General features: G+C 40.2%; 14 protein-coding genes and 1 riboswitch. Of the genes, 8 read left to right on the top strand and 6 right to left on the bottom strand.

The features are described 5' to 3' along the window. Nucleotides 1-31: 31 nt before the first annotated feature. Nucleotides 32-718 carry an SIR2 family NAD-dependent protein deacylase gene (locus OU683_RS13550; RefSeq protein WP_268139206.1) on the top strand — a complete coding sequence of 229 codons (687 nt, stop codon included), beginning with the start codon at nt 32-34 and terminating at the stop codon, nt 716-718. 74 nt (nt 719-792) lie between these two features. Further along, a complete protein-coding gene (gene purB, locus OU683_RS13545; protein WP_268139204.1) occupies nt 793-2,130 on the top strand; it encodes an adenylosuccinate lyase in 1,338 nt (445 codons plus the stop codon). Between the two features lie 58 nt (nt 2,131-2,188). On the opposite strand, the gene OU683_RS13540 is transcribed toward purB, so the two are convergent. From OU683_RS13540 to OU683_RS13525, 4 genes are read right to left on the bottom strand one after another with little or no spacing between them, the layout of a single operon-like run. Next, on the bottom strand, nt 2,189-2,722 hold the full coding sequence (locus OU683_RS13540; protein WP_268139202.1) for a GFO_1091 family lipoprotein: 534 nt from the start codon (nt 2,720-2,722) through the stop codon (nt 2,189-2,191). A gap of 1 nt (nt 2,723) precedes the next feature. Further along, nucleotides 2,724-3,248 carry a GFO_1090 family protein gene (locus tag OU683_RS13535; protein WP_268139200.1) on the bottom strand — a complete coding sequence of 175 codons (525 nt, stop codon included), beginning with the start codon at nt 3,246-3,248 and terminating at the stop codon, nt 2,724-2,726. A 16-nt stretch (nt 3,249-3,264) separates the two neighbouring features. Next, a complete protein-coding gene (locus OU683_RS13530; RefSeq protein ID WP_268139198.1) occupies nt 3,265-3,717 on the bottom strand; it encodes a PG0215 family putative anti-sigma factor in 453 nt (150 codons plus the stop codon). Continuing rightward, nucleotides 3,698-4,213, bottom strand: a complete 516-nt coding sequence (locus tag OU683_RS13525; protein WP_228913492.1) for a GFO_1088 family ECF-type sigma factor — start codon at nt 4,211-4,213, stop codon at nt 3,698-3,700. Before OU683_RS13525 ends, OU683_RS13530 begins: the two co-directional genes overlap by 20 nt. Before the next feature lie 133 nt (nt 4,214-4,346). Here OU683_RS13525 and OU683_RS13520 point away from each other — a divergent pair, with 133 nt between their 5' ends. Then, on the top strand, nt 4,347-5,795 hold the full coding sequence (locus tag OU683_RS13520; RefSeq protein ID WP_268139196.1) for a GFO_1087 family putative carboxy terminal peptidase: 1,449 nt from the start codon (nt 4,347-4,349) through the stop codon (nt 5,793-5,795). 72 nt (nt 5,796-5,867) lie between these two features. Then, on the top strand, nt 5,868-7,349 hold the full coding sequence (locus OU683_RS13515; protein ID WP_268139194.1) for a GFO_1087 family putative carboxy terminal peptidase: 1,482 nt from the start codon (nt 5,868-5,870) through the stop codon (nt 7,347-7,349). Between the two features lie 105 nt (nt 7,350-7,454). Here OU683_RS13515 and OU683_RS13510 read toward each other — a convergent pair whose 3' ends face one another. Next, the gene (locus tag OU683_RS13510) at nt 7,455-8,519 is read right to left on the bottom strand and encodes a YncE family protein (protein ID WP_268139192.1); all 1,065 of its coding nucleotides are present in this window, start codon (nt 8,517-8,519) and stop codon (nt 7,455-7,457) included. 3 nt (nt 8,520-8,522) lie between these two features. Beyond that, nucleotides 8,523-10,355, bottom strand: a complete 1,833-nt coding sequence (locus tag OU683_RS13505) for a TonB-dependent receptor plug domain-containing protein (protein WP_268139190.1) — start codon at nt 10,353-10,355, stop codon at nt 8,523-8,525. Nucleotides 10,356-10,384: 29 nt separating this feature from the next. Beyond that, a riboswitch (cobalamin riboswitch) is annotated at nt 10,385-10,724 on the bottom strand. Nucleotides 10,725-10,783: 59 nt separating this feature from the next. Here OU683_RS13505 and OU683_RS13500 point away from each other — a divergent pair. Genes OU683_RS13500 through OU683_RS13485 form a run of 4 tightly spaced genes read left to right on the top strand, consistent with a single transcriptional unit; the run spans nt 10,784 to nt 15,198 of the window. Continuing rightward, nucleotides 10,784-11,929 (top strand): ABC transporter substrate-binding protein, encoded by a 1,146-nt coding sequence (locus tag OU683_RS13500; RefSeq protein ID WP_268139188.1) that lies wholly within the window; start codon nt 10,784-10,786, stop codon nt 11,927-11,929. Then, a complete protein-coding gene (locus OU683_RS13495; protein ID WP_268139186.1) occupies nt 11,930-12,961 on the top strand; it encodes a FecCD family ABC transporter permease in 1,032 nt (343 codons plus the stop codon). After that, complete coding sequence (locus OU683_RS13490) at nt 12,925-13,767, top strand: ABC transporter ATP-binding protein (RefSeq protein WP_326493557.1); 843 nt, start codon at nt 12,925-12,927, stop codon at nt 13,765-13,767. Before OU683_RS13495 ends, OU683_RS13490 begins: the two co-directional genes overlap by 37 nt. A 30-nt stretch (nt 13,768-13,797) precedes the next feature. Beyond that, nucleotides 13,798-15,198 carry a DNA recombination protein RmuC gene (locus OU683_RS13485; RefSeq protein WP_268139184.1) on the top strand — a complete coding sequence of 467 codons (1,401 nt, stop codon included), beginning with the start codon at nt 13,798-13,800 and terminating at the stop codon, nt 15,196-15,198. The last annotated feature ends 72 nt before the right edge of the window (nt 15,199-15,270 follow it).

Genomic DNA, 15,270 nt, shown 5'->3' with positions numbered 1-15,270 from the left:
GCTTATTTTTTAAAATTAAAATCCATCAAAAATGAAAAAGGTAGTGGTGCTCACCGGCGCCGGAATAAGTGCAGAAAGCGGAATTAGCACCTTTAGAGACGCAGACGGTCTCTGGGAAGGTCACGATGTAATGGAAGTTGCTTCTCCCATTGGTTGGGAGCGCAACCAGGAACTGGTACTTGATTTTTACAACAAAAGAAGACGGCAGCTAAAAGAAGTCAAACCAAATGCTGCCCACGAAGCACTTAAAGATCTCGAAGAACAGTACGAGGTGCATATTATCACTCAAAATGTTGACGACCTGCACGAACGGGCAGGCAGCAAAAACGTCATACATCTTCATGGGGAACTTAAAAAAGTACGCAGTACGTTTAACGAAAACCTGGTGCTTGACTGGGAAAATGACCTCAACGCAGGAGACTTTTGCGAACACAACCACCAGTTGAGACCTCACGTGGTGTGGTTTGGAGAAGAAGTTCCTATGATGGAACCGGCGATGGAGATCACCCAAAAAGCCGATATTCTCATGATTATTGGTACCTCAATGCAGGTTTATCCTGCTGCGGGCCTCCTCTATTATGCCCCCGATGATATACCGGTATATTTCATAGATCCCAAACCCTCTGTTAAGGAAACCCGCCACCTCCAGGTCTTTGCTGAAAATGCGTCTACAGGAGTTCCAAGGCTGGTGCAGGAATTGCTGGAAAAAGCCAAATGAAACTAAAAGAACAAATACTTTTTACCATTGGGCCCGAAAATGTATCTTTAACCCTTAATTTTTAACTGCATTTCATGACCTCTCTTCAGGCAATATCTCCCATAGATGGCAGGTATTCTTCCAAAACTCAGCAACTGGTAGATTACTTTAGTGAACAGGCCCTTATTAAATATAGAGTACGGGTAGAAATTGAATATTTTATTTCTTTGGTCGAGCACGGACTACCTCAGCTAAATGATATTTCAGAATCAAAATTTCAGGATCTAAGAAAGATTTATAATGATTTTTCAAGCGAGGATGCCTTGAAGATTAAAGAAATTGAAAAAACTACCAACCATGACGTCAAGGCGGTAGAATATTTTATAAAGGACAAATTTGATGCTCTTGATCTCGCTTCATATAAGGAATTCATTCATTTTGGCCTTACGTCTCAGGATATAAATAATACCGCAGTGCCTCTTAGTATTAAAGAAGCAATGGAAGAGGTATATATCCCTGCCCTTAAGGTATTGCTTGAAAAACTGGAACAGCTCTCGGTAGACTGGAAAGATATTCCAATGCTGGCAAGAACTCATGGCCAGCCGGCCTCTCCTACCCGTCTTGGAAAAGAGATAAAGGTTTTTGTGGTAAGACTGAAAGAACAGATGAAATTCCTTCAGGATATTCCAAACGCAGCCAAGTTTGGCGGAGCTACAGGAAATTACAATGCACATAAAGTGGCCTACCCTGATGTTAACTGGAAAAGCTTTGGGAAGGATTTTGTTGAAGGCTCTCTTGGTCTTTATCATTCATTCCCCACAACCCAAATTGAGCATTACGACCATATGGCTTCTCTTTTTGATGCTCTAAAGCGTATCAATACTATCATCCTGGATTTGGATAAGGATATCTGGTCTTACGTATCCATGGATTATTTCAAGCAAAAGATCAAAAAAGGAGAAGTGGGTTCTTCGGCTATGCCACATAAAGTGAACCCTATAGACTTTGAAAACAGTGAAGGGAATTTAGGAATTGCAAATGCCCTTTTTGAACACCTTTCGGCAAAGCTACCGGTGAGTCGTTTACAGCGCGATCTTACAGATAGTACAGTATTACGCACCATTGGAGTACCATTTGGCCACACCTTAATAGGTTTTTCTTCTACCCTTAAAGGTCTAAACAAACTTCTGCTGAATGAAGCTAAACTCAATGAAGACCTGGAAAAGAACTGGGCAGTAGTGGCCGAAGCTATTCAGACAATATTGAGGAGAGAAGGTTACCCTAATCCCTACGAAGCTTTAAAAGGCCTCACCCGAACAAATGAAAAGATCAACCGGGAAAGCATTTCTGATTTTATAAAACACCTGGATGTTTCTGAAGAGATAAAACAGGAGCTGCGACAAATCACTCCGCAGAATTACACCGGAATCTAAAAACAAAGAACCTCAAAAATGCCATTTTTGAGGTTCTTTGTTTTTACATACTTTGTTTTTAATCAAGAAAGCCGTCCAAATCGGGTAAACCGGCTACATTAAGATCTCCTTTTTCAAAAGACTTGAGGAGTCTTATCATAGCTTCAGGATCCATGTCATTGCCGGTCACCCGTGCAATTCCGAAGCCTTTTTCGTCATCACTTCCAAAGACGATCAACTCATCTATAGCATCTTCCTCTCCCAGGTAATAAAGCTCGGCTTTACGATTGCCTCCACCATAGCGCATAAGCTGTTTATACTTGTCGGCTTTTAAGATTGAGGTTAGTCTTTCTTTTTCGGTTTCATAAGTTTCCTTATTCTCCTCTTTTAAGGGAAATCCGAGAATATTTACTTTTTTAATGGTCTCTAAAGTGGCCTTTTGTTCAGCATTAAGGGCCGAATTATCTCCTGTTAAAAGGCTGGCAGGAATATCAAAGGCCAAATACTGGTTGTCGTTTTGGTGCTCCACATAAAATTCCTGTAGGGTTGTTTCATTGTCACATGAAACAACCCCCAGGCTTAGTAGCACCACTATTATGAGTACCTTTTTCATCTTAATTCACTTCTACTTTTTCCAATTCTTTCCCCCCGGGGATCTTAAAATCATTTGCCAGTCTTGATACTTGCGAAAGATTGATTTCCCCGGTTATGTTAAGGATAACAGACATTGGCTTGTCCTTTTCCTCACCTTCCATGAACATGAACAACTGGCTCACGTAATCATCATTTTTACCCGGCTTGTAGTAGAACCTTACATTTTTTCCATCTTCAGAAACTCTCATAAGTTCCTGCATGCTACCTCTTTTAATATAGGAAGCGACATCTAAAGCCATTTGTTGACGAATATCCTCTTTTGTGGTGGAGAGAACTTTCATCTCCTGAAGATTCTCAATTAGGTCAATGTACGCCTGGGTTTCAGGATCATCGGCATTAAGGTCAATTTTAGTAAGTAACTTGAACATCTTGCTCGTTACTACTACCGCATCTACTTCTTTCATGCTCTCGTACTTGTCAAAGCTCTGGGCATTTGCAAGAAAGGGTAATATAAGGGCCAATAAGGCTAAGGTTAACTTTTTCATGGTTTCTAATTTTTAATTATTTTACGATTTTATCTTTAGTGTTATTGAATTCTTCAATGTAGCCCAGGTCTTCTGTCCCCGAATTCATGTACAAGGACACCATTTCTAAAGCCTCAAGGGTTTTTTGCATAGCCAGTTCGGGATCTTCATAGGTGCCAAACTCACTAACCTGATTTTCCTGCTGTACTACAATTCCCATAAGTATCGCTATGGAAGCTGCTATTGCCACCCAGGAATATACTTTCCTTTTAGCAGCCGAAAATTTGACGGCTTTAGGAGTAAAGGAGACCTCTTTGCTTAAGTGCTCGGTTTTTGCCTGCTCAAAGTAACAGAACACAGGAATGTACTGCTGCAAATGAGGCGCTACTTCTCCCGAATTGAAGTAGGCTTTTAACCTGTCTTCCTCGGCTACTGTGGTCTCCGCTTCGAAGTAGCGACCAAGTAGTTTTTCAATTATTTGCGATTCCATAACGATGTCTTTTAATCATTTCTTCTTTTATTTTTTTGCGGGCTCTGCTTAATGCCACCCGTATGGCCGTCTCATTCATTTGGGTCATTTTGGCGATCTCCTCGTACTCATACTGCTCAACCTCCCTTAATTGAATAAGGATCTTTTGTTGTTCCGGCAAGCCTGCAATAATCTTTTGGACCCAGTTAAGATCATCCTGGACCTCAACCTTGTGTTGCAGGGATGATTCTCCACATTCGTAATTGCTGTGAACGATCCTAAGATTATTGTTCTGTTTTAGCTTCAGCTGGTCAAGACAATGGTTTTTGGTAACCGTCATGGCAAATGCTTCAAGATTATTATAAGAACTTAACTGCTCCTTTCGGCTCCACAGTTTTAAAATCACCTCCTGGGTTGCATCTTCGGCGGCCTCTTTGGAAACAAGTAACCTTAAGGCAAGTCTGTACATCTTGTCCTGCACCGGTTTCATGAGACTTATGAAAGTATGCTGTTTCATTTTGGTTTGGTTGGTCGAAGCATTTTACTGCCCCTTTCCTTTACGACGGTTACAAAACAAATTTGTTACCAGTAATTTGAAAAATTTTAATTATTCCCACTAAATTTAGACACAACTAATTGTCTATAAAGCTATGAAAACTACCAGGAACCTTCTCTTAAGCTTCTTTTTGCTCCTCTTTACCCTAAGTTGTCACGATGATCTTGATGATGTTTTCATTCCAGCCAATGATCTCGAAATTAAAAACTTTATCTGGAGGGCAATGAATGACATGTATCTCTACAAAGCAGATGTTCCTGATCTTGCCGATGACCGCTTTGCCACACAGGCAGAACTTGATAAATTCCTGAAAGGGTTTGCCTCTCCAGAAAATCTTTTTTACGATGGTCTTGTAGCCAATCATGATGAATTCAGCTTTTTGGTAAAAGATTACAGGAAGCTTGAAAAATCTTTGGATGGCATTAATCTTATCAATGGAATGCAATATGGAGTCATCGCTTATTCTGAAACTTCAGAGGAAGTCCTGGGATACGTTAGGTATGTATTACCAAATACTTCAGCAGAAGAAAACGGTATAAAAAGGGGGGATCTTTTTAATACAGTTGATGGAGTCCAGCTTACAAGAGAAAATTATTTTCGACTACTTCAACCTGCATCTTATTCTATAGGCCTTGCAGAAATAAATGAGGATGAGATCTCATCTACAGGAGAAACCGTTACGCTTCAAAAAGAAGAATATTCTTCAAACCCTGTTTATATAGCAGAAGTTTTAGATACTCCTGAAGGCAATGTTGGATATCTCATGTATAACGGCTTTACCAGTAGCTTTGATGAAGCTCTTAATGAAGCGTTTGGTATGTTTAAAGCCGAAGGAGTTGAAAATCTCATCGTAGACCTGCGATATAACGGCGGTGGATCTGTCGAAACTGCCAATGACCTGGCAAGTATGATCACAGGACAGTTTAAAGGAGAGATCTTTAGTAAGGAACAGTGGAATGAAGATTATCAAACCCTTCTGGAAACTACTGCACCCGAGAGTCTTATCAACCTTTTTAACGACAGGATAAAGACCGGCGCTGCGATAAATAGCCTTGGATTGGGAAAGGTTTATTTTATTACCACCCTTAGAACAGCTTCGGCGAGTGAATTATTGATCAACAGCTTAAAACCTTACATTGAAGTCGTACAGGTAGGCGAAAACACAACAGGAAAATTCCAGGCTTCCACTACCCTTTATGACTCGCCAAATTTCCGCAGAAACGGTGCAAATGCAGGGCATACATATGCGGTACAACCTTTGATATATAAAACTCTCAATGCAAATAATGTAAGTGATTATGTCAATGGACTTACACCAGATTTTGAAATAAGTGAGAGTATTAGAAATCTTGGAATCCTTGGAGATCCCCAGGAACCCCTACTTGCAGCAGTATTGGATATAATTGAAGGAAGGGTGCCTGCAATGAATGTGAATAGTAAAGAACTTAAAGTATTAGGGGAAAACGAAATGTACGACCCGCTTTATCAAAAAATGTATACAGAAGAGCCGTTGCCACTTTTCGAACAGAATGTAACATTTTAACAATTATTTTAGAATTATCTTTTGAACCAGTCATTATTATCTTAGTTTTAACCACCACAAAATAAATTATAAATGAAGAAGTTATTTTTACCAGTATTCCTTTTGGGAATATTTTTCACCTCCTGCTCCAAGGATGATGTACAGGAAGAAGTAGAAGAAGTAGAGGAGATTGAAAAAATTGATCCTGAAGAAATTGAGGTAGAATCCTTTATTTATTCCGGCATGAATGAAATTTATCTTTATAAGGCTGACGTTCCTGAACTTGCTGATGATTTCTTTTCATCTACACTAGATAAAGATAAATTTTTAGCTTCCTATGATTCCCCGGAAGTGCTATATGAAGATTTACAGCCGGAGTTTGATGATTTTAGTTTTATGCATCATGATTATGAGGAACTGATCAAGATGTTCAGTGGAATTTCAAAATCAAATGGAATTGATTTCGGACTAACTTATATTGAAGAAGGGTCCAATGCCCTTTGGGGATATGTAAGGTATGTCCTTCCCGGAACTTCGGCGGAAGATCAAGGTGTAAAACGTGGAGATATTTTTACGTCGATAAATGGGATCAAATTAAATGATGAAAATTATCAGAAACTTTTAACAGGAGACACTTATTCTATAGATATTAACCGGATCGAAGAGGGGAAATTTGTCAGTTCTGGGAAAACTATTACTTTAGTCAGTTCGGAATATAAAGAAAACCCCATATTCCGCTATGATATTCTTGAAGTTGAAGGTAAAAAAATAGGCTATCTTTTGTACAATGGCTTTACTGGAACAGATGAATTTGATAGCCAATTAAATTCCGTCTTTGCCGAATTTAAAAATGCTTCCGTTTCAGATTTAGTATTGGATTTAAGATATAACGGAGGTGGAAGTGTTGAAACGGCTGTAGATCTTGCAAGTATGATAACCGGACAATATAAAAATGAGATTTTTATTAAAGAATTCTGGAATGAAAAATATCAAAATGCTTGGTCAAGCGAAAATTATTTGACAAGATTTGATTCCCAAATAAGAACAGGAGAAACTACTAACAGTTTAGGACTTAATAAAGTACATATAATTGCAACCAGAAGTTCTGCATCTGCCAGTGAATTAATCATTAATGGGCTTGAACCATATATAGATGTGGTTCATATTGGCAAAACAACTCGGGGGAAATTTCAGGCCTCCACCACTTTATATGATGCTCCAAACTTTTACAGAACCGACAGCGAAGGTAATGTACACGTCAATCCAAATCATAAATACGTTATTCAACCTCTTATTTTTAAATCTGCCAATAAAGATGGTAAGACAGATTTTGTTGATGGGTTGTTTCCAGATATTGACATCAGAGAAAATTTGTCAAACTACGGCACCCTTGGTGATATCTCAGAACCCTTATTACAAGCAGCTTTAAATTCTATTTTAGGAATAGCTCAGGAGACTGCAAGTGCCAATCAAAAAAGGATGAATCGTCCTGAATTAAAAATGCTTGGAGAAAGCGATATGTTTCTTCCAAATTATCAAAGAATGTATGAAAATAATCTTCCGATACTTAAGTAGTCTTTAGATAACAAATAAAAATCCCGCTCTTAATCGAAGCGGGATTTTTTGTTTATACGAACTTTTTCAAAAAGTAAAAAACAATATTTTCTCCGGAAGAAATTATTAATTAAAGAAAATGCCGTTTGGATTTATTCCCGTTTCGTAAGTCTCCTCCAGGCTTCCGGTTGTAACATCATATATAAATAATTTTCCATCTCCCGTATAATCCGGGCTTGCAGAAGCTGCATAGATCCTTCCATTGTTTAATTTAAACCCATACAGGTTCGTCGCTTCCTCCATGATAAATTCTGGTTCTAAGGGTAGAGTTTCTTCTCCTGTGGCAAAGCTGTAAACCTCTGTACCTAAAGTATAATGGACAAGATCATTCTCCAGGGTCAAATTTGCCGGATGCCAGGAAGCACTGGCACCTTCAAACTTCTTTACTACTTCAAGAGTGGAAAGATCTATCTTGCTTAAAGAACCTGCCGTTTCTCCCGCATAATTAGGCAAGCCTGAAGAAGAAACCCATAAATACCCATTTCCTGCAGCCAAGGAATTAGGTACTTCCCCCACTTGAATTATTTTTTCCACATCACTTCCTGATATCACACTAATGGTATTATTAAAATTCCATCCTCCTTTATGTGCAACAAATATTCTGTTTCCTTCAGCTAGAATATTTTCCGGGCCTTCTTCCACGGCAATTTTAGTAATAAACTCAAAAGTTTCGGCATTAAAAACTGCCACATAATCATCCAAAGGATTGGAAGCGTCTCCCCAATTCGTCACATAAGCCATACCATCCAAAAAGGTTATTTTTCGAGGGTTCTCAAGGTTGCCTTCAATAGTTGCCACCTTTAAAAAGCTGCCTTCTTCCACAATTTCGATCTTATTGGAAACATTTACCACCATGAATACCCTGTCCTTATAAAAACCCAGGTCTGAAGCTGTGTCCCCCAGATCTACTCCATTAACACCCGAAAAAATACTTTGACTTACTTCTTCATTGGCAGGATCTATAAAAGATACCGAGGAGTTCCCCTGTCCAAATACACCTTCATTAAGCACAAAAAAACCTTCTGAATAAGTGCCCGAATTATCCGGCTCCGGATTACTGCCATCATCGGCCTCACAAGAATTAAGAATTAAAAGAAGAAAAATCAGGTAAAAATAGTTTCTGGTTTGCATTGGTTAAAATTTAAAAATTAATGAACTGTAATAAGCTCTCCCCGGCATTGGCCGGGACGGCATACTTTGATATGAAGTGTTGAAAATATTCTGGGCCTCAAATCCAATTTCGAGATGATTCTTGAAAAGATCATAGGTTACACCGGCATTGGCGATATAATAAGGATCCAGCGAATAACGATTATCTGAAGATGTAAAGACTTCCCCATTGTACAAAAACTGAAAATAGCTGCTAAACCTTTTAAACCCGTATCCCGCAGAGGCCGTTGCTTTATGCAGCGGAACGTAAATTAGCTGCCTTTCAGTTTTTTGATCGACGGCCTTTGTAAAGGAGTAAGTGGAATTGATCTTTAGAAGGTGACCATTAATATTCTTATTCCAATTAGCAGTTGCTTCCATCCCATAATTCAGGGTTTGGTGCGTATTTTCGGGTCGCCACATTCCATTTGTAGCTGGAACCCATCGCAGCAAATCCTCGGTATCAATGACAAATCCGGTCACGGTTAGCTTCAGGTTTGAAAAATTCACTTCCTGACCTACCTCTGCCTGCAGGGAATTTTCCGGGCGCAGATTTAGGTTTCCGCCGGCGTACCAAAAAAGGTCATTTAAGGTAGGAATTCTGTAATTGCGCGAGACGTTCAGTTTCACCAAATAATCTTCGGTAACTGCATAAGAAGCACCAGCCGAAAAAAGCAAGGGAGAATCATAGCGATCGGAAAATTCGGTTCGTGTACTTAGTTCATACCTAAAAGGGTAAAGGTCGTGAGAAAACAGAAGACCTGCCGAACCTGTATTCCTTTCCTGGATTGCTTCTATATTTGTCCCTTCGCCCCTGGTTTTACGGTATTCCAATAGAGCGAATAACTTTTTGTCGTAATGTAACCGGTATTCAAGTTCATATTTTACAATGCCCGATTTTGATCTACCATAGCTATAATCCTCCCGGTTCCTGTTTTCAAAATATTTATATTCTTCATCCAAATAGGCCAGGCGTAAAGTGGAAGTAAAGTTCCCCAGGTACCTCCTCCACTCCAGTAAATTTTTGCTGTTAAGATCTTCGTACTTACTTTTGGAAGGTGCAGTAAGGGTTCCCGAAAACCCTCTGTCCCCAACGTAATAATTGGTATAGAACTTAAGGCTGTTTAAAGGATTAAACAAATAAGCAACTGCTGCATTAATTCCTGTATTGGAGTAATCTCCATTTTCGTTCAATTTATTCGATTCCGGGTAAGGAAAATCATTTTCACTTCCATTCTTAGATATATTTAGTTGTACACTCAAATTTTCCTTAGAATATTCAGATTCAAGATTGCCATAGTAGGTATCGAAACTGCCGTAACGTATTTGAACTTTATTTTGAAAGCCATTGCTAAACCTAAAGCGGTCGTTGAGATGAACGCTTCCCCCAATTGCGCCGCTACCATACAGGACACTGCCCCCGCCAGACCTTATTGCGATGTTCTCATAGCCCGAAGTAAGAATAGTATTAAAATCGGTCTGCCCGGTAAATTGCGAATTAATGTTGATGCCATTCCATATCACAGCTGTTTGTGAAGCAGTAGTACCTCTAAATGAAGCCGAGGCTACCATCCCGGGGCCATTCTCCCTAAAATAGATAGGACTGTTGAATTTTAAGATGGAAGTAAGGGCAGGCGAATTATGCTCCAGTACAGAATCATTCAGCACCTGGATCGTATTGCTGTTAGATCTCCGAAAAAGGTGAACATCACTTAGCACCACTTCGTCCAGGTGGTTAATAGAATCCAGCTGACTGTATCCCGGATGAGAATGCAACAGAACGAAAAATAAAATGTAGAAGACGTTTTTATTCATCATCCGCAGGCTTTTTTCCCGAAAGCCAAAGGTTTTAATTAATGAAAATGGCAGGTCTCCTGGCTCGCGTCCTTTTGTCAACCTTCCCGTCCCAGTTGGAACAGTGGTATGAAGTGTACAAAGGCATCCCGAAATAACGGGACTAAGCTTACAGTTGCGGGAACAGCTCAGGCTTATATGAAGTACGAATTAAGAAGTACGAAATTAGAAGTGAATTTCTGCTTCTGTAAAACTGCTTCAGAATTTAAGTCATTGTACTTCGTTAATCTAACTTCGTACTTCTAACTTCAAATTCTCCTGATTCCCTTTTAATCGATGTCTTTTCTTCTGAATTACTTCAGAAACAATCGAACCAAAATTTCAAGGCGAAAATAAACATTTCAGCGCTTCCGGCTTCATTAATTTTAAATAATCTTACTTTTGAACTGTCAATGAGAAAAACTTCTTACATAATAGCCCTCTTAATTTTTGCAGCCTTTTTGGCTTGCAAGTCTGATAAAGAGGAGAAAAAACCTATCCTCACACGTGAAGGAGAAGAGGTTGAAGTGAAGTATGCTTCGGGCTTAAACATTGTGGATTTTGGAGATCATATGATTATCACAGTAGAAAATCCATGGCCAAATGCAGACAGAACTTATCGTTACCTGCTGGCAGAAGAAGGTGCCGATGTGCCACAGGACATCAAATTTGATGAAAGGATTAAAATCCCTGTAGAAAAAATTGTGGTTACCTCCACCACTCACATCCCGTCTCTCGAAATTTTAGAAGCCGAGAAATTGCTGATAGGTTTCCCCGGTCTGGATTACATCTCTTCTGAAAAAACCCGCAAACTCATTTCTGAAGGTAAAATTAAAGAGATTGGAAAAAATGAAGCCTTAAATACCGAAAGCCTCCTCGACCTGAAGCCCGATGTGGTGATTGGTTTCTCCATTGACGGCAGCAACAAAAGCTTCAACACCCTCCAAAAAAGCGGAATTCCTGTAGTCTTTAATGCAGACTGGACCGAAAGTTCGCCGCTTGGAAAGGTGGAATGGATAAAATTCTTTGGTGCTTTCCTGGGAAAAATGGAGGCTGCAAATGCCTTTTTTGAAGAGGTGGAAAAGGAATATCTGGCTGCCCGGGAACTGGCCAAAGAAGCTAAAGAAACTCCAACAGTAGTAGCCGGCGCCATGTATAAAGATCAATGGTACCTGCCTGCTGGAAATTCATGGCAAGCTTTGTTCATTAAAGACGCCAATGCAAATTATCTCTTTGGTCAAACAGAAGGAACAGGAAGTCTTTCTTTATCTTTTGAAACCGTCCTGGCCGAAGCCGCTCATGCCGATTTTTGGGTAGGGCCGGCACAATTCACCTCTTATGAAGAACTAAGAAATGCCTCCCAGCATTATACCCGGTTTGAAGCTTTCAAGAACCAAAATATTTACACTTTTGCCAGTGAAAAAGGGGAAACCGGGGGAGTTGTTTTTTACGAACTTGCTCCAATGCGGCCCGACCTGGTCTTAAAAGACCTCATCTCGATTTTCCATCCGCAGCTGCTCCCCGACTACAATACCACATTTTATAAACCCATGGAATAATTGCAAACCACCCGCACTTATACCACCGTATTCATCCTCCTGCTGGTAGCAACAGTTGCAGTCTGGTTTTTAAATATAAGTCTTGGTTCTGTAAACATCCCATTTAGGGAAGTTCTTGGGGTACTGTTTTCTTCGGAAGCAGGCAATGACAGCTGGAACTACATTATAATGGAATACCGCATTCCAAAAGCCTTCACCTCTGTTTTGGCGGGTTCTGGTCTTGCAGTGAGCGGGATGCTCATGCAAACTATGTTCAGGAATCCATTGGCGGGGCCATACGTCCTTGGGTTAAGCAGCGGGGCCAGCCTGGGAGTAGCGCTTGTTCTAATGGGAGCAACTATGTTTGGGGGGGTTGCTGCAAGTATCCTCTTTTCGGAATGGGGTCTTGTAATTGCCTCCAGCCTTGGAAGTTTACTTGTACTTTTAGCAGTAATGCTGGCATCGGTAAGATTAAAAGATACCATGGCAATCCTCATCATAGGGCTTATGTTTGCCAGTCTTACTTCGGCCGTTGTGAGCGTGCTTGCATATTTTAGTCCCGCGGCACAATTGCAGCAGTATGTTTTTTGGTCTTACGGAAGTGTTGGCGATCTAAGCTGGAATGAACTGGGAATTTTAAGTTTTTTCTGGTTTTTGGGTATTGCCTTAGCTTTGTTCAGCATAAAAAATCTTAACTCTCTATTACTGGGAGAGCAATACGCCCGAAGCCTCGGTATGAACATTAGCAGGAACCGGGCACTTCTAATTATATCGACCAGTTTACTGGCGGGTAGTATAACTGCTTTTGCAGGTCCAATTGCTTTTGTGGGACTTGCAGTGCCTCATTTGATAAGGCAGGTTATACCCGTAAATGACCACAGAATCCTGCTCCCGGCTGTCATTTTAGGAGGTGCTATTCTCATGTTGTTATGCGATATTGTTGCCCAATTACCGGGAAGTGAACACACTTTACCAATAAATGCTATAACTTCCCTGGTAGGAGCTCCTGTGGTGATCTGGCTCCTGGTAAGGAAAAGAAAATTCCTTTTTTAAGATTTAATAAAATAGAAACGGAAACAAAAAATATCATCTTAAGAACTGAAGACCTTACAATAGGCTACAGGAAAAAGCAACAGGAGACGATAGTTGCTTCAGGAATTGATATTGCTGTAAAAGAAGGTGAATTGGTAGCAGTGATAGGAATTAACGGGGTGGGAAAATCCACCTTTTTGAGAACTATAAGTGGCGTCCAGGAAGCTCTTTCGGGAAAGATTGAGATCAAGGAGGAAAACCGGGAAAATATTTCTTCCGAAAAGCTGGCAAGGATGATAAGCCTTGTCCTTACCGAACAGCCGCTATCAAAAAACCTTAGCGTTCCTGAACTGGTAGCCCTGGGCAGACAACCTTATACCAACTGGATTGGCAGCCTGACAGCAGAGGATCGAAAAAAGGTAAGGGAAGCCCTGGCTTTGGTAAAGATCGAGGACCTGCAGACTAAAAAATGTTATGAGCTGAGTGACGGCCAGATGCAAAAAGTGCTTATTTCCCGGGCGCTGGCGCAGGATACTCCCTTGATGATCCTGGATGAACCCACTTCACATCTTGACATGTACCACAAAGCACAGGTTTTAAAACTGCTAAAAGATCTAAGTCTAAGCACTCAAAAAGCCGTCATTTTTGCAACTCATGAGATCAACCTGGCCCTGCAATTATGCGATAAGATCATTTTAATGAAACCCAAAGAGGTCGTCCAGGATACTCCGCAACAGCTTATCCAAAAAGGGCATTTTGAAAGCATCTTCCCCCAGGACCTGATTGTTTTTGACAGGACCACGAAATCCTTCAGAATAAAAACCTGAAAATAGTATCTTTGAGCAAACCTGCTGCTCATGATTGAACCCATCCTCCTTATAATTGCCTTCTTTATCCTCATTTTTGGAACCTTTATAGGTTATTTAGTAGCCAATTTTAGAAGTAAAAGCATTCAGAATGTCCTGAAAGAAAGAAATGAACAGCTAACTCATCAATTTCAGGAATATAAAACTCAAATTCAGGAACAGGTACATCAGCTAAAGGAACAGGGGAAAGAGGAAAAAGAAGCAGTAAATAAGCAATTTCTTGACGCCTGCAGGGAACGGGAAGAAATACGGAACCAAAAAGACCTTTTAAGCACTCAGTTGACCGAAAGAAATTCGGAGTACAGAAACCTTCAGTCGAAACTTGAAGATCAAAAAGGAGAACTGGAAAAACTTCAGGAGAAATTCAGCAAAGAATTTGAGAACCTGGCTAACAAGATCCTGGAGCAAAAATCAGAAAAATTTACCAGCATCAACAAAGAGAATATTGAACAGATCCTTTCCCCGCTTCAGGAAAAGATCAAAACTTTTGAGGATAAGGTGGAGAAAAACTCGAATGATTTTATTGAACGCCATGCACAGCTGGGAAAACAGCTTGAATATTTACACGAGCAAAATATTAAAATAAGTGAAGAAGCGAACAACCTCACGAAGGCACTTAAAGGTGAAAACAAGACGCAGGGAAATTGGGGAGAATTAATACTGGAGCGGGTGCTGGAGAAATCGGGGTTGGCTAAGGACCGGGAATATTTTTTGCAAAAGTCCCATGAAACCGAAGACGGAAAGAAATTGCTTCCCGATGTGGTCCTTCATTTACCCGGTGAAAAAAGAATGGTTATTGACTCCAAAGTTTCTCTTGTGGCCTATGAAAGGTATGTAAATGAGGAAAACGAAGAAAAAAGGGCCCGATTCCTAAAAGATCATTTGCGCTCGCTTAACAGTCATATCCAGGACCTGAGTTCAAAGAAATATGAGGACCTGTATAAAATGGAGTCGCCCGATTTTGTGCTTATGTTCATCCCGGTTGAGCCAGCTTTGTACCTGGCCCAAAATCTCGACAGTTCCTTTTTTTATACAGCTTTCCAAAAGAATATCCTGCTCGTGAGTCCCACCACATTATTGTCGGTCCTTAGGACCATTGATACTTTATGGAGCAATGAAAAACAACAGCAAAATGCGCTGGAAATCGCCAATCATGCGGCTTCATTGTACCACAAATTCAAATTGCTGCTTGATGAGCTGGAAACGGTTGGAAAGAGATTGAAATCAACAACCACAGCCTATGATGATGCTATGAAAAAACTAACGGGTCAACAAAACCTTATAAAGGATATTGACCAATTGGAAGCCCTGGGTATTTCTCCAAAACAAAAGCTTTCACAAAAATGGCTTTCCCGCACAAATGAGGAAGATTCACAAAACCAGCTAAACTAAGGCATGAAGGTATTTTAGCTCAACTTCTTTCTCATAATTTTTGCGCTAAGCCTCAAATAATAAAAGAATTTA

The organism is Salinimicrobium sp. TH3 (genome assembly GCF_026676115.1).
Lineage (GTDB): Bacteria > Bacteroidota > Bacteroidia > Flavobacteriales > Flavobacteriaceae > Salinimicrobium.
This window is presented reverse-complemented; position numbering and strand designations above follow the sequence as displayed.

Excerpts from the sequence above, each read along its gene's own strand:
- OU683_RS13520 (WP_268139196.1), top strand. The coding sequence starts at position 4,347 with ATGAAAACTACCAGGAACCTTCTCTTAAGCTTCTTTTTGCTCCTCTTT.
- OU683_RS13485 (WP_268139184.1), top strand. The coding sequence starts at position 13,798 with ATGATTGAACCCATCCTCCTTATAATTGCCTTCTTTATCCTCATTTTT.
- OU683_RS13525 (WP_228913492.1), bottom strand. The coding sequence starts at position 4,213 with ATGAAACAGCATACTTTCATAAGTCTCATGAAACCGGTGCAGGACAAG.
- OU683_RS13510 (WP_268139192.1), bottom strand. The coding sequence starts at position 8,519 with ATGCAAACCAGAAACTATTTTTACCTGATTTTTCTTCTTTTAATTCTT.
- OU683_RS13550 (WP_268139206.1), top strand. The coding sequence starts at position 32 with ATGAAAAAGGTAGTGGTGCTCACCGGCGCCGGAATAAGTGCAGAAAGC.
- OU683_RS13500 (WP_268139188.1), top strand. The coding sequence starts at position 10,784 with ATGAGAAAAACTTCTTACATAATAGCCCTCTTAATTTTTGCAGCCTTT.
- OU683_RS13530 (WP_268139198.1), bottom strand. The coding sequence starts at position 3,717 with ATGGAATCGCAAATAATTGAAAAACTACTTGGTCGCTACTTCGAAGCG.
- OU683_RS13515 (WP_268139194.1), top strand. The coding sequence starts at position 5,868 with ATGAAGAAGTTATTTTTACCAGTATTCCTTTTGGGAATATTTTTCACC.
- OU683_RS13540 (WP_268139202.1), bottom strand. The coding sequence starts at position 2,722 with ATGAAAAAGGTACTCATAATAGTGGTGCTACTAAGCCTGGGGGTTGTT.
- OU683_RS13505 (WP_268139190.1), bottom strand. The coding sequence starts at position 10,355 with ATGATGAATAAAAACGTCTTCTACATTTTATTTTTCGTTCTGTTGCAT.
- OU683_RS13535 (WP_268139200.1), bottom strand. The coding sequence starts at position 3,248 with ATGAAAAAGTTAACCTTAGCCTTATTGGCCCTTATATTACCCTTTCTT.
- purB (WP_268139204.1), top strand. The coding sequence starts at position 793 with ATGACCTCTCTTCAGGCAATATCTCCCATAGATGGCAGGTATTCTTCC.